Origin of the sequence: Nitrosospira sp. Nl5, assembly GCF_900102495.1 — a bacterium.
In the GTDB taxonomy this organism is placed as follows: domain Bacteria; phylum Pseudomonadota; class Gammaproteobacteria; order Burkholderiales; family Nitrosomonadaceae; genus Nitrosospira.
Window position 1 is genome coordinate 338,383 of the sequence record NZ_FMVQ01000001.1, and the last position, 20,042, is coordinate 358,424.

General features: G+C 52.6%; 29 protein-coding genes. 24 read left to right on the top strand and 5 right to left on the bottom strand.

From position 1 onward, the window contains the following. Positions 1–528 precede the first annotated feature (528 nt). The 5 genes from BLP45_RS01735 to BLP45_RS01755 are packed head-to-tail and all read right to left on the bottom strand — an operon-like array spanning position 529 to position 1,976. Positions 529–768, bottom strand: a complete 240-nt coding sequence (locus tag BLP45_RS01735) for a hypothetical protein (protein ID WP_090369160.1) — start codon at positions 766–768, stop codon at positions 529–531. Between the two features lie 12 nt (positions 769–780). Further along, complete coding sequence (locus BLP45_RS01740) at positions 781–975, bottom strand: type II toxin-antitoxin system HicA family toxin (RefSeq protein ID WP_090369163.1); 195 nt, start codon at positions 973–975, stop codon at positions 781–783. Positions 976–978: 3 nt separating this feature from the next. Continuing rightward, positions 979–1,221: a DUF1902 domain-containing protein gene (locus BLP45_RS01745; protein ID WP_090369166.1), complete on the bottom strand. Its 243-nt coding sequence runs from the start codon at positions 1,219–1,221 to the stop codon at positions 979–981. Positions 1,222–1,257: 36 nt separating this feature from the next. Beyond that, a complete protein-coding gene (locus BLP45_RS01750) occupies positions 1,258–1,503 on the bottom strand; it encodes a hypothetical protein (protein ID WP_090369168.1) in 246 nt (81 codons plus the stop codon). Next, positions 1,500–1,976, bottom strand: coding sequence for a hypothetical protein (locus BLP45_RS01755; protein ID WP_090369170.1), 477 nt, complete (start codon positions 1,974–1,976; stop codon positions 1,500–1,502). The genes BLP45_RS01750 and BLP45_RS01755 overlap by 4 nt, the downstream gene beginning before the upstream one ends. 71 nt (positions 1,977–2,047) lie before the next feature. Here BLP45_RS01755 and BLP45_RS01760 point away from each other — a divergent pair, with 71 nt between their 5' ends. From BLP45_RS01760 to BLP45_RS01890, 24 genes are all read left to right on the top strand, one after another. Further along, positions 2,048–2,236: a Cro/CI family transcriptional regulator gene (locus BLP45_RS01760; protein ID WP_090369172.1), complete on the top strand. Its 189-nt coding sequence runs from the start codon at positions 2,048–2,050 to the stop codon at positions 2,234–2,236. Between the two features lie 190 nt (positions 2,237–2,426). Next, a complete protein-coding gene (locus BLP45_RS01765) occupies positions 2,427–2,894 on the top strand; it encodes a phage regulatory CII family protein (RefSeq protein WP_090369174.1) in 468 nt (155 codons plus the stop codon). After that, positions 2,891–5,422 (top strand): DNA methyltransferase, encoded by a 2,532-nt coding sequence (locus tag BLP45_RS01770; RefSeq protein ID WP_090369176.1) that lies wholly within the window; start codon positions 2,891–2,893, stop codon positions 5,420–5,422. Before BLP45_RS01765 ends, BLP45_RS01770 begins: the two co-directional genes overlap by 4 nt. Next, a complete protein-coding gene (locus tag BLP45_RS01775; protein ID WP_090369178.1) occupies positions 5,419–6,159 on the top strand; it encodes a YdaU family protein in 741 nt (246 codons plus the stop codon). Before BLP45_RS01770 ends, BLP45_RS01775 begins: the two co-directional genes overlap by 4 nt. Beyond that, positions 6,137–6,565, top strand: a complete 429-nt coding sequence (locus BLP45_RS01780) for a replication protein P (RefSeq protein WP_090369180.1) — start codon at positions 6,137–6,139, stop codon at positions 6,563–6,565. Before BLP45_RS01775 ends, BLP45_RS01780 begins: the two co-directional genes overlap by 23 nt. Continuing rightward, positions 6,565–6,804, top strand: a complete 240-nt coding sequence (locus tag BLP45_RS01785) for a helix-turn-helix domain-containing protein (RefSeq protein ID WP_090369182.1) — start codon at positions 6,565–6,567, stop codon at positions 6,802–6,804. The genes BLP45_RS01780 and BLP45_RS01785 overlap by 1 nt, the downstream gene beginning before the upstream one ends. A gap of 26 nt (positions 6,805–6,830) precedes the next feature. After that, positions 6,831–6,977 carry a hypothetical protein gene (locus BLP45_RS14510; protein WP_176754625.1) on the top strand — a complete coding sequence of 49 codons (147 nt, stop codon included), beginning with the start codon at positions 6,831–6,833 and terminating at the stop codon, positions 6,975–6,977. Then, complete coding sequence (locus BLP45_RS01790) at positions 6,967–7,179, top strand: hypothetical protein (RefSeq protein WP_090369184.1); 213 nt, start codon at positions 6,967–6,969, stop codon at positions 7,177–7,179. The genes BLP45_RS14510 and BLP45_RS01790 overlap by 11 nt, the downstream gene beginning before the upstream one ends. Next, entirely contained in the window at positions 7,176–7,616 is a 441-nt protein-coding gene (locus BLP45_RS01795) for a hypothetical protein (protein WP_090369186.1), read from the top strand. The genes BLP45_RS01790 and BLP45_RS01795 overlap by 4 nt, the downstream gene beginning before the upstream one ends. After that, complete coding sequence (locus BLP45_RS01800) at positions 7,613–7,906, top strand: hypothetical protein (RefSeq protein ID WP_090369188.1); 294 nt, start codon at positions 7,613–7,615, stop codon at positions 7,904–7,906. The genes BLP45_RS01795 and BLP45_RS01800 overlap by 4 nt, the downstream gene beginning before the upstream one ends. 268 nt (positions 7,907–8,174) lie before the next feature. Next, entirely contained in the window at positions 8,175–8,615 is a 441-nt protein-coding gene (locus BLP45_RS01810) for a recombination protein NinB (protein WP_090369192.1), read from the top strand. After that, positions 8,616–8,924, top strand: a complete 309-nt coding sequence (locus tag BLP45_RS01815) for an HNH endonuclease (protein WP_090369194.1) — start codon at positions 8,616–8,618, stop codon at positions 8,922–8,924. It begins immediately after the preceding gene. A 270-nt stretch (positions 8,925–9,194) separates the two neighbouring features. After that, entirely contained in the window at positions 9,195–9,473 is a 279-nt protein-coding gene (locus BLP45_RS01825) for a hypothetical protein (protein WP_090369198.1), read from the top strand. A gap of 169 nt (positions 9,474–9,642) precedes the next feature. Continuing rightward, positions 9,643–10,008: a hypothetical protein gene (locus BLP45_RS01830; RefSeq protein WP_090369199.1), complete on the top strand. Its 366-nt coding sequence runs from the start codon at positions 9,643–9,645 to the stop codon at positions 10,006–10,008. Beyond that, positions 10,005–10,238: a hypothetical protein gene (locus BLP45_RS01835; protein ID WP_090369201.1), complete on the top strand. Its 234-nt coding sequence runs from the start codon at positions 10,005–10,007 to the stop codon at positions 10,236–10,238. The genes BLP45_RS01830 and BLP45_RS01835 overlap by 4 nt, the downstream gene beginning before the upstream one ends. 1,009 nt (positions 10,239–11,247) lie before the next feature. Next, a complete protein-coding gene (locus tag BLP45_RS01850; RefSeq protein WP_143002367.1) occupies positions 11,248–11,667 on the top strand; it encodes a hypothetical protein in 420 nt (139 codons plus the stop codon). Then, the gene (locus tag BLP45_RS01855) at positions 11,655–13,175 is read left to right on the top strand and encodes a terminase large subunit (protein WP_090369209.1); all 1,521 of its coding nucleotides are present in this window, start codon (positions 11,655–11,657) and stop codon (positions 13,173–13,175) included. Before BLP45_RS01850 ends, BLP45_RS01855 begins: the two co-directional genes overlap by 13 nt. Beyond that, on the top strand, positions 13,172–14,431 hold the full coding sequence (locus BLP45_RS01860; RefSeq protein ID WP_090369210.1) for a phage portal protein: 1,260 nt from the start codon (positions 13,172–13,174) through the stop codon (positions 14,429–14,431). Before BLP45_RS01855 ends, BLP45_RS01860 begins: the two co-directional genes overlap by 4 nt. Continuing rightward, a complete protein-coding gene (locus BLP45_RS01865) occupies positions 14,403–15,131 on the top strand; it encodes a head maturation protease, ClpP-related (protein WP_090369212.1) in 729 nt (242 codons plus the stop codon). The genes BLP45_RS01860 and BLP45_RS01865 overlap by 29 nt, the downstream gene beginning before the upstream one ends. Positions 15,132–15,215: 84 nt before the next feature. Beyond that, positions 15,216–16,409: a phage major capsid protein gene (locus tag BLP45_RS01870; protein WP_090369214.1), complete on the top strand. Its 1,194-nt coding sequence runs from the start codon at positions 15,216–15,218 to the stop codon at positions 16,407–16,409. Between the two features lie 43 nt (positions 16,410–16,452). After that, positions 16,453–16,650: a hypothetical protein gene (locus tag BLP45_RS01875; RefSeq protein ID WP_090369216.1), complete on the top strand. Its 198-nt coding sequence runs from the start codon at positions 16,453–16,455 to the stop codon at positions 16,648–16,650. Next, on the top strand, positions 16,643–17,035 hold the full coding sequence (locus BLP45_RS01880; protein ID WP_090369218.1) for a hypothetical protein: 393 nt from the start codon (positions 16,643–16,645) through the stop codon (positions 17,033–17,035). The genes BLP45_RS01875 and BLP45_RS01880 overlap by 8 nt, the downstream gene beginning before the upstream one ends. Before the next feature lie 429 nt (positions 17,036–17,464). Then, complete coding sequence (locus BLP45_RS01885) at positions 17,465–18,283, top strand: putative Ig domain-containing protein (RefSeq protein WP_090369220.1); 819 nt, start codon at positions 17,465–17,467, stop codon at positions 18,281–18,283. After that, entirely contained in the window at positions 18,284–20,035 is a 1,752-nt protein-coding gene (locus BLP45_RS01890; protein WP_090369223.1) for a M14 family metallopeptidase, read from the top strand. It abuts the gene before it with no gap. Positions 20,036–20,042: the final 7 nt, after the last annotated feature.

Consider the following 20,042-nt stretch of genomic DNA (forward strand, 5'->3'; position numbering starts at 1 on the left):
CTAGGCGCAAGCTGCCGTCTCTGCCCTATTGTTGATTTGATAATCGCCATGGTTCCCTCCTGTATTCGGCCCGGTTCTTTCCCCCGGAAAGTCAGCTTGCTCAAGGCATTGCGCACTAGTTACGGGCTTTTAACCTGGCCGCGCCCAGGGAGCTATTTCGTTTCGCCAGGCCAACGCTTACGATTTACGGTCTAGCCAATCATTTTTGTTCGGGTAGCCGATGGTTACGGCATGGGAGAATCTTAGCAAACTAAGATATAGTAGTCAAGAGAAATATTAGTAAACTAAGAAATTCTGCTACAATGAGCGCAACGCGGTTAACTCGGAGGGGATATGGGAAGCGTATTGGTGTTTATGGGGATACTGGTTGGATCGTTTGTCGCGGCGTTCGCGCTCTTGGCGCTAATTGTTAAATTGAACGAGAGGCCGTATGAGAAGAGGGGACAGCATAACCCTATACCGAGAGACAAGCCGCAGGCGTAAAAAAGCCCTCTGGTGAGGGCAGGGGGTGATGAATGAAGCGTTTGCCTAATGTGAGATTTCTGGAACCAAGTGTATTCCGCTTGCCGGGTCATCCACCGCTTTCTGAACAGCAGAGATTGCGGCTATATAATTTTGTAACTGAGATGAAGGGACGATCAGGCGCAATGCCTTTGTTTGGTCGTCTACGCTCAAAAAATCTATAACAACCAGCTCTCCATCTGTGCTTGCGGTTGCCGAAACAGGACCAAGCGCATGGTATTCGAGTTCTACGTCATATTTCATCATTCTGTTGAGACATCAAAACTGTTTAGGTAGACCAGCTTGCTTCAGCACGGCATTGGCGGTATGGCGGGATTTAATGCGGCTATCGACAGGAAACCGAAGCCCGCTTATCGGACTAAACCATATTTCATGGTCTTCCTTCCCCGGCCTTTCGTAGTAGCAATTATGCTCGCGCAAAATCTTTTTTAGCGGTGCTGTAAAGTCAGCCACGGCTTATGCTGCATGGCGGTGGGCAACAGCGGTAAGTTGACTATTTACCTGAAAGGGAATCTCATCATCACTGCTTCGGTCATTTAGATTAAGAAGTTCCGGTATCATCCCCTTTAGCTCCTCCACCAGACCTTCCATAGTGCGCATCTCGGCAACCAGGCCAGGCACATCTTCGCTTGTGGCTACCCACACACCAGCTTCTTCATCCCACATAGCATTAACGATTAACGGGGTTTTGGTTTCCATTTTCTTTCCTATGGTTGGGTTTAAAGCAGGATGCTATCACTTGTCTCGCCCGACTGCTCTCATCACCATACGGTAGAGAAGGATTACAACTGTTCCAACAGCAAAGGTCTTGCTTTCGTATAAAAGCCCGGTTGCCACTGTACCAAACCCTTTGTCTCTGGTGGTAAATGTTGCCGCCCCCCCAGTTATTTCTCCGCTCCTGGCTCTGGCCGCAAGGTTTTCAAAGGCCTCGGCAGTATCGTGAGAGATGGTCTCGCGAACAAAAGTAAATGGTTTTGTCATCTCTTTTTTCTCTCCTGTAATCGGTCGGTCTCGTCTGTCCGGCCATGTTCGAATAAGCTGGTATCGTAGGTATCGGGGGGGATATTAGGCCCCAATCGTCGCTCTGGAGCGTGCGACGAAACATGCTTCCTCTCGTCTCGTGCGGATCCTTGCTTGCGAGTGAGCTTCTCGCACAACTCGGCCACATGCCGCACGTCATCTTCCCGCATCGTCGCGAGTGACTCCACTATCTGATTTTTAAACTTTGCAGTAGCGGAGAGCGATGCATCCCCCTCTCCTGTTGCCAGCCAATCAGGATTGACCTCTAGCACTCGCGCAACACACAAGAGATGCTCCCCTAGTAACTCCTGAGTTGAGCCATTAAACCAGTGCGTCACCGCGCTAGAGCTGACTTTGCACTTCTTCCAAATATCGGTCTTCTTCTTTCCCGATTTGGCGAGCGATTTCTTAAGGCGATCTGCGAGCGTTTCCATTCTTAGTATGGTAAAGAAAATTTATCTTAGTATGCTTGCATTATTATTCTTAGTTTGCTAAGATAATTCCCATGATCACAGATGACCAAATTATAGATTCTCTTGGCGGTTCCTCCGCTGTTGCTGAGCTTTGCGAGGTAACTGTCGGCGCCGTGTCTCAATGGCGAACCGATGGAATACCAAAGGCACGCCTCATGTATCTCAAGCTACTGCGTCCCGACGCGTTCGACACCCCCTCCAAATCAAAGGAAGCCGCATGACCCGCGCTGGCTCGGTTCGTAAGCCTTCTACGCACGTGACACGTGCTGGAAATACCTCCACTTTCCCCGGCCATCGTTCGCGCCTTGGTCGGGGTTTTTCTTTGCTCGGCGGTATGTCTGTGAAATCGCATGATCGAATCATGCGCCTCTCCGGATCGGAAAAACACGTTAATCACAGGACGGTTTCACCGTGAGCATAAACGACGTCATTTATCGCATCGCTCATGGCTATCCAGGTGGGATTAAAGCTCTCGCCGCTAGGATGGATAAAAGCCCCGCGGTTCTTCAAAACAAAGTTAATCCGAATTGCGACACGCATCACACGTATGCGGAAGAGGCGGCTCAGATCGCTGATCTTGCGGATTCGGACGATCTTGCCAAAGAGTACTGCGCTCGTCGGAACATGGCTTGTTTCCACATTACCGAACATCAGGGCGCCTCTGATATGGAGTTGCTCGACCTCTTTATAAACATGGAAGTCGAAAAGGCGGATTGGCTCAAGACGATTCAACAGTCACTCTCTGACGGCAGGATCGACCCGGGCGAGGCAGCCCGAATCAAGAAGGAATCACGTGACCACATAGCGATCATTGCCGAGTTAACAAGCCGTATCGATGGAATGGTTCAGGAAAGACGGAAAGTGGCGAGGGAGAAATGAACCCGAGCCCTGTGTCGCATCAGGATTACATCGATTTCCTGCGGAAGAAAGTCCGGCTTGCAAACCTACGCGGCTTTGACGTTTCTCCAGAAGAGATCAATCCAAACCTAAAGCCGCACACTCGAGACATCGTACGGTGGGCCCTGCAGGGCGGACAGCGCGCCATCTTTGCGAAGTTCGGCCTGCACAAGACCGCTACGCAGCTTGAAATCATGCGGCTCATTGGGATTCATCGCCCATGTTTACGCGGGATAGTTATGCCGCTCGGCGTGCGCCAAGAATTCAAACGTGACATACAGTTGCGCTTCCAGGACGACTATCAAATCAGTGCGCGTTTCATCCGCTCCGATAGCGAGATCGATGACGAACGCACGCTGTACTTCACAAATTACGAATCCGTGCGGGAAGGGAAATTGGACCCGCGCAAGTTTGGAGCCGCATCACTGGATGAAGCCGATGTGCTGCGCTCATACGGGAGCAAAACCTATCAAGAGTTCTTGCCTTTATTTGCCGACGTCGAATTCAGATTCGTTGCCACCGCAACGCCCTCACCGAACCGCTACAAAGAACTGATTCACTATGCTGGGTATCTCGGCATCATGGATACAGGCCAATGCCTGACACGGTTTTTCCAACGCGATAGCACCCAGGCCAACAACCTGACGCTGTATCCCCACAAAGAAGCCGAGTTCTGGTTGTGGGTGAGCAGCTGGGCTATTTTCTTGCAAAAGCCATCCGACCTTGGATATAGCGATGAAGGCTATGACTTGCCCGCGCTGGACATCCGTTATCACGAAGTACCTAGCGATTATGGAATGGCCGGTGCTGACAAAGTAGGGCAGGGGCTGATGTTCCCGGATCCTGCTTTAGGGCTTTCCGCAGCCGCCACCGAAAAGCGCCACAGTCTGTCTGCCCGTGTGGCGAAAACGCTCGAGCTAATACAAGAGGCTTCCGAGGATCACTTCATCGTGTGGCATGACCTTGAGTCCGAGCGGCACTCAATTCAGCAAGCCATCCCGGAGGCGGTAAGCGTTTGGGGAAGTCAGGATCTGGATGAGCGCGAACGTCGCATCGTAGATTTCAGCAATGGAATACATCGCATTCTTTCCACCAAGCCGATTCTTGCAGGCAGTGGCTGTAATTTTCAACGCCACTGCCACCGCGAGATATTTGCCGGCATCGGTTTCAAATTCAAAGACTTCATTCAAGCAATTCACCGCGTGCAGCGCTTCCAGCAACCATATCCCGTTCGCATCGACGTTGTTTACAGCGAAGCCGAGCGCGAGATCCTGCGGACGCTGCTGGCGAAGTGGGCACAGCACGAGGAGATGACCAAAAAAATGACCGAAATTATAAAGCTCCATGGATTAAGCAATATTTCCATGGCTGACCTGCTGACCCGAACCATAGGCGTCGAAAGACTCGAGGTAAGCGGCGAGCACTTTGCCGTGGCAAACAATGATTGCGTGATAGAAGCGCGTCGGCAGCCTGAGAATTCAGTAGGTCTGATCGTAACCTCCATCCCTTTCAGCAATCACTACGAGTACACGCCTTCCTACAACGATTTCGGCCATACAGAGAACAACGATCATTTCTGGGAGCAGATGGATTTCCTTACGCCCGAGTTACTGCGCATCTTGCAGCCCGGACGGATGTACGCCTGCCATGTCAAGGACAGGATCCTGTTTGGAAACGTGACCGGCGCCGGCGTACCGACCGTAAGCCCGTTTCACTGCGAAGCGATCATGCATGCCAGGAAACACGGCTTCGATTACATGGGCATGATCACGGTAGTTACTGATGTAGTGCGCGAGAACAATCAAACCTACCGCCTGGGCTGGTCGGAGCAGTGCAAGGACGGCACCAAGATGGGCGTTGGGTCACCTGAGTACGTGTTGCTGTTCCGCAAACCTCAGAGCGATCGTACGCGAGGGTATGCCGATGTTCCGGTAACCAAGAGCAAGAGCGATTACACCCGGGCCCGGTGGCAAACTGATGCGCACGCATTCTGGCGCTCCAGCGGCAACAGGCAACTCACCGCGGAAGAGATGGTCAGCTACGGTCCGGCCAAGCTTGCCAAGATGTTCACCGATTACAGCCTGCAGAACGTCTATGACCACGAATTCCACGTGCGGATAGGTGAAGAGCTTGAGGCAATGTCTGCCTTGCCTTCCACGTTCATGAGCCTTGCCCCAGGCAGTCATCATCAGGACGTTTGGCATGATGTAAACAGGATGATCACGTTGAATGGCGCGCAGACTCAGCGCGGCTTACAGAATCATGTTTGTCCGCTTCAATTCGATATTGTTGATCGGTTGATAGAACGGTACTCCAACACTAATGAGGTCGTCTATGACCCGTTTGGCGGCTTAATGACTGTTCCTTACCGGGCAATCAAGCTCGGCAGAAAAGGCCGCGCCAGCGAGCTAAACACATCGTATTTCTTCGACGGCATTCAGTATCTCAAGGCGATTGAGAGAGAGATTTCTATGCCTTCGCTCTTCGCATTTGAAGAGGCCGCAGCATGAACTTCTATTCGTTCCATCTGGGCGACTACGCCGCTCATACGAAGCATTTAACCCTAATTGAGGACTTGGTTTATCGCCGCATGCTCGACCTCTATTACACGAACGAGAAGCCATTGCCACTTGAACATGAAAAGGTGGCGCGTCTGATCGGAATGCGAGATCACATGCAGGAAGTATCGGATGTCTTATCTGATTTCTTTCTGAAATCAGAAGAAGGTTACACAAATAAGCGCTGCGATGAAGAAATCTCCCTCTACAAAGCCAAGGCAGAGCGCGCCAAATCAGCCAATAAATCCCGTTGGAAGGCTGATAAATCTGATCTCGCTCTTAAATCACATCTGATATCAGAAACGAATCAGATCCCAACCAATAACCAAGAACCAATAACCATTAAAGAAAAGAAACAAACAAAACCACGCGCCGTTGGCGCTGATGTGTTTCCAGAAATCCAGGACAGGAAGCTGGTTGACGACTGGTTGAAAGTCCGTAAAGCAAAGCGTCTGCCTGTCACAGAAACCGGACTTGAGGGCTTTGTGAACGAAGTCGCGAAATCAGGCCTTTCCCTGGAAGCGGTTTTAAGACGATGTTGTGAGCAGGGATGGGCGGGATTCAAAGCGAGTTGGCTTGAGAACGATTACGGACCGCCGAAGAGAACCGAAAAGTTTGATCCCGTTGCTTTCGTTAACCGATTTGCCAAAAAGCCGAGTGAGTACGATGAAAAAGTCATTGAGCACTAACCAGCAAGCCAACGTCAGCTTGTGGCTGCAAGTCCATCCGACGCTCGGCGTGACGATGATGGATCACCTGTTCAACAAGATGGATGCGATGTACCCGGGCCGATGGATAGCCTGCTACAAAAACGAAACCAGTGTGCAGAACTGGCGCGATACCTGGGCAGAGGCGTTCGATGATGAACGGATCCTGCCACATCAGGTTAAAGCCGGGATTGCCCAATGCCGGAAGCTCTACGACTGGCCGCCGTCGCTCACTGAATTCCTAAAGGCCTGCACCACAGTTGTCCCACTGATGCACAGAGATTTCCCGCCGATGCTCACCCACAAGATGACCAAGGAAGAGCGCGAGGCTGGCTTAAAGAAGGTCAGGGATATATCTGAAAAACTGTTCGCCAAAGTGAGCGCGTAATGGGCTTCTCAACCCTAGCTGAAAGCTACCTAGACACAAACACGCCTCAGACGCCGCGCAATATCTTTCTGGTGCGCGAACAGGCCAGATGGACATATGCGGAGGTGGCAAAGGAACTCGGTATCGATCCGGAGCAATTCAAGAACGCCGAGCATGGGTTCAGACAGCTGCCAGATAGCGTATGGCGGGAGTTTCTGGATAGGGCGGGGCGCAGGGCATTCGACCATGACCCTGAATGACCTGGACACGGTTATCTGACTACGCCATGACAAACGGTACTCACAACATCAGCAAAGCATTCATAGACGGCAAGCCGAAATACACGCTCTGGCTGCTGGGCGATAAGGACAGGATTATGGGATTTTTTGATAGCGCGGAACTGGCTAAGAAGGCGGCAGAAAATGGGCGATGAGATCGACCTAACCAATGACCGAATAATCGCCACTACCGATTCAGCGATAGCAAAGGTACGCGAAGCCGCGGCAAATATTCCGGTAGGTAAGCCCGGTGATTGCATGGATTGCGGTGAATGGTCAGGACGGCTCGTTGAGGGAGTATGTGCGCCATGCCGGGACAGGCTGCAGCGTGGATATGCGAAGGGGAGGGTAGCGTGAAGTTTGCAAATCCAGAACGGGCTCTACGTTGGGCTTATGAGACTAACAGCAGACCTATTGGCGACAACGTAGACCGGCACAGCGAGGCCGCGCTGATTATTGGCCTTTGCGAGAGGGTCTTGCCGGTGTTGCATATGGCCTATGTGCGCATCCAGTTTGGCAGAGAAGCCTCTGGATTTCCGGTGCTCTCGAATCATCTGGCGCACACCTTCGGTACAGGGTTGCATAGCCGCAGGAGCATCGAAAAGATTATCCGGGCCTACTGCGGGGAAAAAATCGGACTGCGCGAGATACGCAAAGCCATGAATTGCGGAATGCTCAAGGCGGCGTCATACCGCAACCAAGCCTATGACGCACTTGATGTCATCCATGTTCAATCGATGGACAGATTGCGCACGGAAATGGAAGTGCGCGGCTACATGGCGGGGCAATCATGACGGTTCTGCGTAGAGCAGCAAGGGTGGACGCGAACCAATCGGAAATAGTTGAGGCATTCCGAAAACTCGGCTGCTCAGTCCTCATCATCTCTCAACTCAAGAATTGCTGTGACCTCATTGTGGCACGTGGGCATACAGCGGCAGTTGAGGTCAAGGACGGCAGACTCCCGCCAAGCAAGCGCCAGTTAACCGAGGGCGAGATGGGCTTCATGCACTCTTGGAAAGGGCTGTATTTCATCGTTGAGTCACTGGATGACGTGTTGCGGGTTGTTAAGGAGTTGGAGGCGTGAGCAGAAGAATAGGTAAGTTCTCGGTTCATCGGGATCTGATAGACAGGGATCCGGGGGTCGTTGCATTGGCTCTTGGACGAGTGGTGGTTGTGCGGGCCACGGATTCCTTTTATGAGCGAGTAGTTGAGTACGTCGCTCTTGGAGACGTGTTTGACTATGTGCCGGACTCCGACGCGATCCCAGAGTATCAAGTCCTAATCACGGCCCACCATTACGCGCCACTGGACATAGTCAATTACTCGGTGAAGTTTGTGAAGGTGAGTCCGTTATGACTGACCGTATCCCTCCAATCTTCCTCGTCGGCAGAGTTCAGAAGGATTTCGCAAAGCAGTGTATCGATCAGGCGCCCGGAGATTTCGTCTGCACGATAAAGAAAGCGACTCGCAGGGAAGAGCAGAGCGAGAAGTTTCATGCCATGTGTGGCGACGTAGCGCGGCAGTGCAAGTACATGAGTCGATGGCTGACCAAGGATCAATGGAAGGTGTTGTTTATTTCAGGTCACGCTGTTGCTACCGGAATCGGAGCGGATGTTGTGCCAGGCCTTGAGGGCGAGTTTACGAATATCCGCGAGTCATCAGCCCAGATGTCCATAAGCCGCATGGCAAGCGTGATTGAGTATGTGGCCGCCTACGGAGCGGATAAGGGCGTGGTTTGGTCTGAGCCGAAACGAGAGAGCGACGAGGAAATGATGAACAGGAGATACGCGTAAATGCCGATACGTCCTGAGATGCGAGCGCGCTACCCGAAAGACTGGAAGTTACGCAGTCGCTTTGTCCGGTTCTTCAGGGCTAAAGGTAAGTGCGAGTGGTGCGGCGCTGAGAATGGCAAGCCACATCCTGTCACTGGCAGCATTGTTGTTTTGACCACTGCGCACGTATACGACCATCGGCCAGAGGCATCGAGCCTGCTTAACCTTGCTGCGCTCTGCCAGAAGTGCCACAACTCGCATGATGCAGTGATGCGCAGGGCGGGAATACGAGAGCGCAAATCGATTCATCAAGGAGCGTTATTCGCATGAGTAAAGCCGCCAGAAACCACATGGACAAGGTAGCGCAACTCCCGTGCGTGATCTGCCTTTATAAGCTCGGAGTCGAAACTCGGCCAGTACATGTGCATCACGACACAGTGCCTGCAGATGACTTTGCGGTAGCGGCGCTATGCCCAGAGCACCACCAAGGCTCAACAGGCGTACACGGCCTCCATAGACGCGCTTTCAAGGCTATGTGGAGACTGACGGATACTGATTTGCTGGCTATGACGAATCGTGCGATTGCGGAGGGAAGGTGAGATGGCACTGAGATGCAAGAAAGGCGATATGGCGATTGTACTCGACCCGGAGCACAGTGCTTATGGGTGGATAGTCGATGTTGTTTATTTTCACCGCTTGGCGCTGCTGCTAAACACATCTGCCGAAAAATGGGAGGTTTGCAGAGACGTTTGGGTTATTGAGCATGCGAATCTCTCGAAAAAGTGCGGCTGCGAGGATAAATATCTTCTCCCCATCCGCCCTGGCGACCTAAACGAAACAGAAGAGACAGAGAAGAAACTGGAGTTTTCTGGCCGATGAAATCCACAGCTCTTCCATCTTGGATGTATGGAGATCCGAGCAAGATAGCAGATGGACTCATAGCCAAATCAGCGCAGGAGAAGAAAGAAGCGGCGCGGAAGGCCGAAATTCATAGGAAGCATAAATCACGCCGGCTGAAGGCTTTGGTCAGGAAGGCGAAAGGAGGATTATGATCGAGGCGCTGGTAGTCAATCGTTTGCTTAGGTGGGCGAAATGGAAGATGCAAACCCAGGTAGCGCTGGGGTATCCATCCCAGGTCAGTTTCGTGCGCCTGGCGCCCACTACTACTCATTTCCGGGATCCAGGCATTGACGCAGAATGCGTTATCACGGAGAAGGCCTATGAGTTGCTGCCCGTACTATGCAAAGCTGTGCTGTGGACAGAGTACCTGTCAACGGCGATCAGCGAATCACACAAGGCGCATCTATTCGGCCGGTCTCGGCGCGTCTACCGGGAATGTTTGACTGAGGCATATGTTAAGATCGGCAATACGCTCGAATGGCTGCATGAGAAGAAACGGGAGGAAGTGGCGTGAATGACAACACGACGAGTTTGGAACTGAATCGGGCGTTGCTCAGATGTGATGAAGCGATGCGAGAATTGATGGCTAAAGCTGATCCTGCTAAGAATGAAGATATGGTACGGATAACCAATCTGTTTTCTGAGTATTTGCGCGATCCAGGTTACTTGCCGGAACATGGAAGCAGACTGCTTAAATTACGAGATGAAATTTATCGTCGATACGTACAATCATTAAAAAAATAACTCTTGATTAGCCCCCCAATATAGGATATGCTTCTGTTACCGTGTGAGTATTCCGCGCACAGATAAATCCTCCCTAAATGTAGCCCGCCGCCGAGCGGGTATTTTTACGCCCATTCCCCCGGCTATATGCCCAAGCAGACACGCGCAACCGCAGCACAGCGGGGCTATGGCGCTGCGTGGCAGAAGTACCGAATAGGTTACCTACGCAGTCATCCGTACTGCGTTAAGTGCAACAAGATAGCGTCAGTAGTAGACCACATCACACCCCATCGTGGCGATCAAGCCAGATTCTGGGATAAGTCGAATCACCAAGCGCTGTGCAAGCTATGCCATGACAGCTACAAGCAACGGCTGGAGAAGTCTGGACGTGTAGCTGGATGTGACGTGTCAGGTAGGCCGATTGATCCTAATCATCATTGGAATCGTTAGGAGTTAGGCGGGTGGCTCAGTAACGGGTTGTGGATTGTAATCTTGCGCAAGATCGATGTCCGGGAACTCCCGTTGAATCATGGTGCAGACCTTCCCAATCGCCTCATCACGGGTATTACCAGAAGCTGTGTATGGACCAATAGGGTCGTTTGATGGACTTCTGGGTAGATAAGTTACTTTCCAATCCGGCATAGCTCTCTCCTGTAGTAAGCGGATTCGCTAATCATACGGATATAACTCAATAATGAACAGACAGTTTGAGAAGGAGTTGTGCGACGCGCTTGGGCTTGGTGACAGGCAGATTAAGGAACTCACTATCAGGTGCAATGCAGGGGAACCTACGACAGTACACACAGTAGAGTTCCTAATTAATCCAGGCGTGAGCGTTGAGACTATATCAAGAACGTTTGACCTGGTAGAGCGCAAAGAAGACACAACATCTAGTATCGAGTGCTGAGAATCGCGGAGTTATATACCTTTGGCCACTACATATAGTGGGGGGGCATCAAAAGTCTACCGCTTCTGGCTTCAGACCGCGCTCAATCCTTTCCTTTCATAAATCGTAACAAAATCCAAGTTTATGGCTAAAAAATCTGCCGCTAGTTTAGCGTCGGTTTCTACACTGCCGCGCAAAGACTCTCGTCTTATTCCGCCGGCGTCGCTCACAGCGCGTCAAAAGGAATTGTGGGTTGAGATCGTATCGGCTAAGCCCGCGGACTGGTTCACTGTTGATGCCCAAGCTCTCCTTGTCGGGTACGTCAAGGCCATTTCCTCACACGAGATAATTTCCGCAAGGGTTGACGCTTTAGAAGCTGGGGTGTTCGCTAATTGTCTTGATCTGAAAGACGAAGACAAGCTTTATGCCATGCAAGAGCGGCAAGCTCGATTGGTTCAGTCTTTCGCCACAAAGATGCGCCTTACTCAGCAGGCGCGGTACACGACAGGCTCAGCCGCAACAGCATCTGCGAAAGCTGGCATTGCCAGGCCGTGGCAAAAGTAGAGACTCGCGCCGAGCGGAATATTGCATGGATCGAGCAGTATTGCCACATACCGGAAGGCAAGTTTGTAGGTAGGCCGGTTAAGCTATCCGCGGATCAGAAAGAATGGATCAGGGCGATATACGACAGCCCGACAAGAACATTCATCCTGTCGATGGCGCGGAAGAACGCCAAGACAGCAACGGCCGCATTCTTGCTTCTGCTCCACTTGTGCGGGCCGGAAGCGCGGCAGAATTCACAGCTAATCAGCGCAGCGCAAAGCAAAGAACAAGCAGCGTTACTTTTTGACCTGGCGTCAAAAATCGTCAGATTTTCTCCGGACCTGACCCAGTATGTGCTGATCCGGGACACGGCGAAACAGTTAGCCTGTCCTGAAATAGGAACGCTTTACCGCGCAATGTCGGCTGATGTAGCGACCTCCATGGGGAAGTCGCCGGCATTCGTCGTGCATGACGAACTCGGACAAGTAAAGGGGCCGAAGTCTCCGCTGTACGAAGCGATCGAGACCGCATGCGGCGCACAGGAAGAGCCTCTCTCGATCATCATATCGACGCAAGCGCCCACAGACGCTGATCTGTTGAGCGTATTGATTGATGACGCGATTACTGGCGCGGATCCAGAATTAAAGGTACGGCTCTACACAGCTCCGCTTGATGCTGACGCTTTCGACGTAGAGACGATACGCAAAGCAAACCCGCATTTCGACACCTTCATGAACAAGAAGGAGGTCATGAAATCAGCGGCGAGCGCCAGGCGCATGCCGTCGTCTGAAGCAGGTTACAGAAACCTGATACTGAATCAACGAGTCGAGGCGCGATCACCTTTCGTCTCGCGACAAGTATGGTTGGATAACTCAGGCAAGCCGGTTGACGACTTCTCCGGAATGGATGTTTACGGCGGCCTGGACTTATCCAGCGTTTCCGATTTAACCGCCCTGGTGCTGCTGGCCAGACCAGCCGATACGTGGCACATAAAACCCACCTTTTGGCTTCCTTCAGAAGGATTGGCTGAGAAGGCGCGCGCTGATCGCGTTGCATACGATGTCTGGGCGAATCAAGGATTTCTTGAGACTACTCCCGGCCGCGCAATCGAATATGAGTTCGTTGCTGAATACTTGCGCGGTGTCTTTGACTATTGCAACGTGAAGGCCATCGCCTTCGACCGTTACAACATGCGGTTTCTGAAGCCGTGGCTTGAGCGCGTTGGATTCACCGAGGAAGAATTGGAGCGGTTCATCGAGTTCGGGCAGGGGTTTGTTTCGATGTCTCCTGCTATTCGAGAATTGGAATCGCTTCTGTTGGCCAGCAAGTTAGAACATGGCAATCACCCTGTTTTAACGATGTGCGCAGCGAATGCCACGGTGGTTAAAGACCCGGCAGAGAATCGCAAATTTACCAAAGCGAAACAGACTGGCCGTATTGACGGCATGGTGGCTCTCGCTATGGCGGTGGGCATGGCGATGTCGATGGAAGGTGAATCGATTCACACGCAAGCATTTGTTGACCTATGACCCTATTTCAAGCGATTACCACTGCGGTTAAAGGCTGGCGGGGGTCTTCGCGTCCGCAAAACGTTACTTATAGTGACGCTGTGATGGAGGCGTTCGGCGTTCTGCCCGGTTCGTCGGGATTTGTTGTGAACGCTATCTCTGCTATGCGCGTGTCTGCCGTCTCCGCTTGCGTGCAAAAGATCGCAGGCACCATCTCAACGCTTCGGTTGGATGTGCTGATGCAGGATGGTGAGAACGAGGTCAGGCTCCCTCGTGATGACCTTTGGTACAAGCTAAACGAACAGCCAGCAGCGCAATTTACGGCTACGAGTCATTGGGAAAACTCGATCACTGCTCAATTGCTGCGCGGCGATGGCTATACGTGGATTCGCCGCGCACCTAATAACAGCATCCGAGAGTTGCTACCTTTACCGTGGTCGGGCGTGTCACCGGTGCGTCAGCAGGATGGAAGCGTGCGTTATTACGTCTCTTTACCTGATTACGGTATAACGACATGGTTGCACCCATCTGAAATACTCCATTTCCCTGGTCACGGGTTTGATGGCGTGAGATCAATGAGCGTGATCGCTTATGGGGCGAAGGCAGCAGTCGGGAATGCCCTTGCTATGGACGAATACAGCGGTAAGTTTTTCGCCAACGGCGCGCATCCTTCGATTGTAATCAAAGCGCCCAACAAGATGAGCGAGGATCAGAAAACGCAGCTTCGCGAATCTTTTGTCAGCAAATATTCAGGCCCAGACAATTTCCATAAGATTCCTCTAATTCTTACAGAGGGATTGGACGCCAAAGAAATAAGTTTGTCAGCGGAAGATGCGCAACTGCTTGAAGCGCGCAAATTCCAGGTGACGGACATTGCTCGTGCGTTTGGCGTTCCTCCCCATATGATCGGGGAGACAACGGGAAGCTCCGCTGTCGGCGCTGGCTATGAGCAGCAAGCTCGTGACTTCGTGATGCACACGTTGCGCTTGCATCTTAAGCGACTAGAGCAAGAGCTGAACCGTAAACTTTTTCCTCGCGATACCGGCCGTTTCGTCCGCTTCGATTTGGGTGATCTGATCGAGGGAGACAGCAAGGCGCAGGCCGAATACAACCGCGCTGCCCTTGGTGGGCCTGGTACAGGTATGGGCTGGATGATGGTTGATGAAATACGCAAGACCAAGGGTCTGAAGCCGCTTGGTGGAGCTTGCGCAGAAATCTTTGATCCGCGCACAACGAACGGGAAAAAAAATGAAAATACTGCAACTCCTGCGGGATAACGCTGATCGCGAGAGGCTGCCCGTCAACCTCCAGCGCAGTGAGAGCGAGGCGACGATCTATATCTATGACGTGATAGACCCTTTTTGGGGTGTGAGCGCGCTGAGCGTAATCGATGCTATCGCTCAGGCCGGAGATGCGAAAGTGCTGCATATTCACATCAACAGTCCGGGCGGTGACGTATTTGAAGGCCGCGCGATCATGGCAGCGATTAGCCGATTTGATGGCAAGACTATCGCGCACATCGACAGTCTGTGCGCCAGCGCTGCGACCAGTGTTGCGTTGGCCTGCGATGAGGTCGAGATGTCGGATGGTGCGTTCTTCATGATTCACAACGCGTCCGGCTTGGTCTGGGGCGACAAGACGGATATGCGGGAAACTGCCGATCTGCTGGAAAAGATCGAAGGCGCGATTATCAATGACTACACGACAAAGACAGGAAAGGACGCTGAGCAGGTAGTCGCATGGATGGACGCGGTGACTTGGTTCACGGCTCAAGAAGCTATCGACAATGGTTTCGTTGACCGGTTGGCTACGACTGCAAAGGCCAAAAACACGTGGAATCTTGCGGCATTTGCCAATGCCCCTGCATCCCTACTAATGCCTGGGCCTGAAAAAGCGCAGGAGGAAAAGCCGTCAGATAAGAAACCAACCATGACCCTAACAAACGCGAACAAGTTACGGCTGCTACAGATTGTTTAGCGCTTCTCGCGCATAACACCGAAGAGGGCCGGATGCCCTTGCAATTAAGCCCCTTCTGGGGCTTTTTTTATGAAGGAATGAAAGATGAATATTCAAGCATTGCGCGAGAAGATTGCAAACCTCGCTACCCAAGCTAAGCACATTCTTGCCGAAAAGGGCGATCAGACTTGGACCTCTGAAGATCAGGCCAAGTTTGACAATCTTGCTAACGAGATCGAGCTTACCAAAAGTCAGATCAAGGCAGAAGAGCGCCTCCGCGAACTGGATGCCGACAAGTTCTTCGAGAACACCAGTAAGGACATTGGCAAACGCGGCGAAGATGAAATCGATGCCTTGACCGCAGTTGCCCTGTATATGCGCCATGGCAGCGATGTTACCCCAGAGCAGGCTGTAGCGATCCGTAACGCGATGTCAACAACCACGACTACCGAAGGCGGCTACACCGTGCCGTCGGAAGTGGCGGCTATGGTTATCGACAAACTAAAGGCATTCGGAGGTATGCGCGAGGTTGCGAGCATCCTGACGACAGAGACAGGCGTCAACATGAACTGGCCGACCTCGGACGGCACTGCGGATGTGGGCGCGATCGTCGGGCAGAACACTGCAGTTAACGCCGCAGACATCACGTTCGGAACCATCGGACTGAATCCGTTCTACTACACCTCGAACAAGATTGCCCTGCCCTTGGAACTAATCCAGGACAGCGCCATCGACGTCGTGGCCTACGTGGTTGACCGCCTAGCAACCCGCATCGCGCGCATCCAGAACACACACTTTACGACCGGCGCCGGCACAACCCTCCCTGATGGCGTGATTCCGAAGTCGAGCACCGGCAAGACTGGAACTACGGGACAGACCCTGACCGTCATTTACGACGATCTGGTTGATCTGAAACATTCCGTGAACCGCGCGTATCGCAAGAACGCTCGCTTCATGATGAACGATCTGTCGGTCGCCGTCGTGTCGAAGCTCAAAGACACCACAGGCCGCCCGATATGGGTCCCTAGCGTGGTTGTTGACGCGCCCGATACGCTTCTAGGCTTCCCGGTTGCCATCAATGATGACGTGGCTGTAATGGCCGCAAACGCCAAGTCGATCGCATTTGGTGACCTCTCTAAGTACACCATCCGCGACATAGCCAATACGACCGTTCTGCGCCGCTTCGACGACAGCGCGTTTGCCCTGTCGAACCAAGTCGGATTCTGCGGCTGGACACGATCGGGCGGCAACCTGCTCGACACCGCTGCCGTGAAGTTGTACGTGAACTCCGCCACCTAAGAATAAGGCGCGGCCCTTCGGGGCCGCTTCCTGAGGGGAAGAAATGGCAAAGATAAAGAGTGAAAAGGTAGCAAAAGCTACCAAGAAAGCCCGCGTTCTTCTGGCTCTGTCAGTGAACGGCGTGGCATACCAGCCGAATCAGATTATCGAGGCTGATGACGATTTACTTAATGCGCTGGTCGGCCAAGTCGACCCGCATCCTGACGCGGTCGCTTATTGCGAGGGAATAAAGAATGGCTAAATACGCTCACGCAGATTTCCTCGATGGCGGTTTTACCTACTTCAAGGTGAACTGCAACAAGATGATTCTGCTGAAGGCTTACGCTGATGCAGACGCCTATGCGACGGTGAATGTCACGAACAATATCTGTGAGGTTGCCGTAGCTACAGGCGATTTTGCGTTGTCCGGCGCAGATAATGCCGCCCGCGTGATGACCTCCGCGATCAAGAGCGGCGTAGCTTCTGGCAATTCGGTCAACGGCGTTGATGATTTGCACATTGCATTCGTGGATACCTTGAACAGTAAAGTGCTGTGGGTCACGGACGAAACAAGCGATCAGTCAGTAACAAGCGGGAATACCGTTAACTTTCCCGCACTTACCTACACTGCCGAACAGCCTACCTAAATGTCAGTAAATTTCGGAACAAACAATACGGGGAGGTACTTTTCCTGCCCGGATCACGCTGATTTCACTCTCTCTGGTGATCATACGTGGATCATGGTGATGGCGCCTTATACCGCCAGCTCAACTAACCCCAAGTATTTTCTGAGCAATGGGCCCATTGACTCGGCCAACGCAGTTAACCTTTTTGTAGCCAGCTCAACAAGCTCGCTCGGTTATTCGATGAATGGTCCGAATGTCCAGACGTCAGTATCGATGACCACTGGGCAGTTTGCTTTGTGCTACGGCAGAAGGATTTCCGGGTCAGTACGTACGGGAGAGATTAGCCTCTCAACTTTTACGCACAATCAGTCGGTAGCCAGGTCAGAATCTGGCGTCTGTGACGGCGGCAATCTATACATCGGATGCCGCTCTGACCTGAGCTCCACTAGGATGGCGCAAGGCCATATATCCTGGGTCGCGCTGCTGAGTACTGGCCTGTCAGACGCTGATCTGGTTGCATTGGCGAACGGCACCAAGGTTCTGGTGGACGATTTTAGCGCCAACATTGTCGAGCTGTGGGATATGGCCGCGAACGCGGCGACCATCACAGGTAGTAGTGGGCACGTTCTCACCCGAGTCGGAACAGGTTTCGGAACGGATGGCACAGACCCGCTACCGTATACCACAGGCTCTACGACGATTGCATTTTCCGGCACGATAGCAACACAAAATGGCAATGTAGATTCAGTTTTCAGCCTCGATGTAAGCTCGTATTTCTCAGGTAGTGAGACGCCATTCAGCTATTCACTGCAAGCAGGCACTCTACCAGCAGGATTGTCGTTATCTGGCAGCGTCATATCCGGCACTCCAACAGGCGTGGAAACACAGGCCGGCATTGTCATACGCGGCACAGATACAGCCACAAGCACAGCCGATTCAAATACATTCAGCATCGACATAGCGGCGGCTATCGTGTCCACCAAAGGGATACAGATAACGCTTAATAGCCGCGCATCGTTGGAGCCGGTCGTGTCAGTAACTGCTATTACTGCTCGCTTTTGGGACTCCGCAACGGCGGCAGGGGCTCCGCTGCTCAAGACCGATACGGCATCCCTGGATGGCTCAGGCGTTATCGAACTCGACATAGATAGCGTCACATCGTTGTCGGTCGGAGATTACGGGTATTTGTCGCTGTATAAGGCAGGAGCGACTCCTGCTGATGATCTGCATTTCGCAGGGCGCGTGCCCGTCGTTGATATAGGTGCATAAGTGTATCTTTTTGATACCAGCACGGAGCACAGCAAGCTCATATTCGGAGTATCAGATTCCTCTGACGCTACGAACGTCCAAGTATTTTGCCATATCGACAACGGCTCTTTCGACGAAGCCGCGGTCACGATTGTTGACCCGATGGGCCACGCGCCGGAGATATTTTACCAGCGCAGGTATGCCCCAAACGCTGCCACAAGTGGGCACTGGAGGCACTTCACATCAGCAATTGAAAACGCGGAAGGCCGCAAGCCGGTATTCAAGATAAGCCGGCAGTATCGGGACGCGTCGACCACATACGACTTGGCGCAGTGGCGTGGGGTTCAGACGACAGATTTTGTCACATGGACGCAGTCCGACACACCTACGCTTGTAGGTGGCACGAGCGGCACGTTCGACTTCCAATTTGCTGCCGCGTTACCGGCGGGGCGCAGTTATATCGCGCATAATGTATATGGAAGGCAGGAAGAAGCGGAGGCTCTGGCTCAGTGGCTGCTGGTGGACAATGCAGCTATCGCGGCTCCCGCAGACCCAGCCTACACCGGCGGTGTGTATGCCAATTCGACAGTCGAGAATGGCGATCTGGGTCAGGCGGTCGGCGGTCATCCGCGCTACGCCATTAAACTCGATTTCGGCGGTAGCACGACGGATGGGCAGCGCAAGCGCAAGATGGTTGCGATGTACGGTATCCATGCGGCGGGTGAGGCGCAGTCATGGTGGGCATTTTCTGAAGCTGTCAAATGGCTGATAACGAGTGCCGACACCTCGGCGGCGAATCTCCGCGCGAACTGGGATGTATATTTATATTTTAACGTCAACCCAAACGGCATAGAGGGTGGCTGCTCTAGAACGACTCCAAGAAACACAAATGACCCGAACCGTAACTGGTCAATCCTTTCCAGCACATCATCGTTAGAGGAAATACAGACACTCAAGCATGTGATTAGCAATGACGTTAGCGGATCGTGCGATGCGTTCTTTTCTTTCCACGGAGACGTATACGCGACCAATAACTTCCTGACATGGCTCAGACCGCTGGATTACGACCCGGCAACACGCAGGCCGGCAATACAGGCGATCTTGACTGCTGGTGAGACGATATGGGGACACGCTCCTACTCTGTCTCTAACCGACACCGACAACACGGACCTGTGGTTCGGCAGCGAAGTCCTGTCAGCTAAAGTATTTATTAACGTCGAAATGCCATCGATGGCAGGCAGCACGGAGACGTACTTCGGGGAAATTGGGCAGAACTGGTTTAAATCGTTAGAAGTTGTGGATCAGGATGGTGGGGTATTAGCCACAGAACATAACTTAACCGGCGCGAACTCAACTCAAGCCGATGCGAGCAGCACAGCAGCCATCACACAAGCTCATGCTCTAACCGGTCCCGCGTCGACTCAGTCGAATCTTGCTGGAACGGGAGCGGTAACGCTAGGCGTTGCGGTTAATCTCACGGCAGCAGCATCGACACAAGGCAATGTTGCAAGCGCGGCTGGGATAACTCAGGCGCACGTCTTGGTTCATGCGCCAAGCGTTCAGGATAACGTAGCGGCAGCATCTGCAATCGTTCAGATACATATTCTGGCGGCGGCGAGTAGCACGCAGGGCAATATATCTTCTGGAGCGGAAATAAGTCTCGCCGGTTCGCCGATTCTCTCCACGGTGGAGGTAACGGCAATATTCCGCAGAACAGTAGCACGCAGCACAAAGTTCCAGCGCAGCAAATCCGTCTCAGTCAAATTTAACTAGGTTCGAT

Coding starts and splice junctions, on each gene's coding strand:
- BLP45_RS01735 (WP_090369160.1), bottom strand. CDS start 768: ATGATGAAATATGACGTAGAACTCGAATACCATGCGCTTGGTCCTGTT.
- BLP45_RS01745 (WP_090369166.1), bottom strand. CDS start 1,221: ATGGAAACCAAAACCCCGTTAATCGTTAATGCTATGTGGGATGAAGAA.
- BLP45_RS01750 (WP_090369168.1), bottom strand. CDS start 1,503: ATGACAAAACCATTTACTTTTGTTCGCGAGACCATCTCTCACGATACT.
- BLP45_RS01755 (WP_090369170.1), bottom strand. CDS start 1,976: ATGGAAACGCTCGCAGATCGCCTTAAGAAATCGCTCGCCAAATCGGGA.
- BLP45_RS01760 (WP_090369172.1), top strand. CDS start 2,048: ATGATCACAGATGACCAAATTATAGATTCTCTTGGCGGTTCCTCCGCT.
- BLP45_RS01770 (WP_090369176.1), top strand. CDS start 2,891: ATGAACCCGAGCCCTGTGTCGCATCAGGATTACATCGATTTCCTGCGG.
- BLP45_RS01775 (WP_090369178.1), top strand. CDS start 5,419: ATGAACTTCTATTCGTTCCATCTGGGCGACTACGCCGCTCATACGAAG.
- BLP45_RS01780 (WP_090369180.1), top strand. CDS start 6,137: ATGAAAAAGTCATTGAGCACTAACCAGCAAGCCAACGTCAGCTTGTGG.
- BLP45_RS01785 (WP_090369182.1), top strand. CDS start 6,565: ATGGGCTTCTCAACCCTAGCTGAAAGCTACCTAGACACAAACACGCCT.
- BLP45_RS14510 (WP_176754625.1), top strand. CDS start 6,831: ATGACAAACGGTACTCACAACATCAGCAAAGCATTCATAGACGGCAAG.
- BLP45_RS01790 (WP_090369184.1), top strand. CDS start 6,967: ATGGGCGATGAGATCGACCTAACCAATGACCGAATAATCGCCACTACC.
- BLP45_RS01800 (WP_090369188.1), top strand. CDS start 7,613: ATGACGGTTCTGCGTAGAGCAGCAAGGGTGGACGCGAACCAATCGGAA.
- BLP45_RS01810 (WP_090369192.1), top strand. CDS start 8,175: ATGACTGACCGTATCCCTCCAATCTTCCTCGTCGGCAGAGTTCAGAAG.
- BLP45_RS01815 (WP_090369194.1), top strand. CDS start 8,616: ATGCCGATACGTCCTGAGATGCGAGCGCGCTACCCGAAAGACTGGAAG.
- BLP45_RS01825 (WP_090369198.1), top strand. CDS start 9,195: ATGGCACTGAGATGCAAGAAAGGCGATATGGCGATTGTACTCGACCCG.
- BLP45_RS01830 (WP_090369199.1), top strand. CDS start 9,643: ATGATCGAGGCGCTGGTAGTCAATCGTTTGCTTAGGTGGGCGAAATGG.
- BLP45_RS01850 (WP_143002367.1), top strand. CDS start 11,248: ATGGCTAAAAAATCTGCCGCTAGTTTAGCGTCGGTTTCTACACTGCCG.
- BLP45_RS01860 (WP_090369210.1), top strand. CDS start 13,172: ATGACCCTATTTCAAGCGATTACCACTGCGGTTAAAGGCTGGCGGGGG.
- BLP45_RS01865 (WP_090369212.1), top strand. CDS start 14,403: ATGAAAATACTGCAACTCCTGCGGGATAACGCTGATCGCGAGAGGCTG.
- BLP45_RS01870 (WP_090369214.1), top strand. CDS start 15,216: ATGAATATTCAAGCATTGCGCGAGAAGATTGCAAACCTCGCTACCCAA.
- BLP45_RS01875 (WP_090369216.1), top strand. CDS start 16,453: ATGGCAAAGATAAAGAGTGAAAAGGTAGCAAAAGCTACCAAGAAAGCC.
- BLP45_RS01880 (WP_090369218.1), top strand. CDS start 16,643: ATGGCTAAATACGCTCACGCAGATTTCCTCGATGGCGGTTTTACCTAC.
- BLP45_RS01885 (WP_090369220.1), top strand. CDS start 17,465: ATGGCGCAAGGCCATATATCCTGGGTCGCGCTGCTGAGTACTGGCCTG.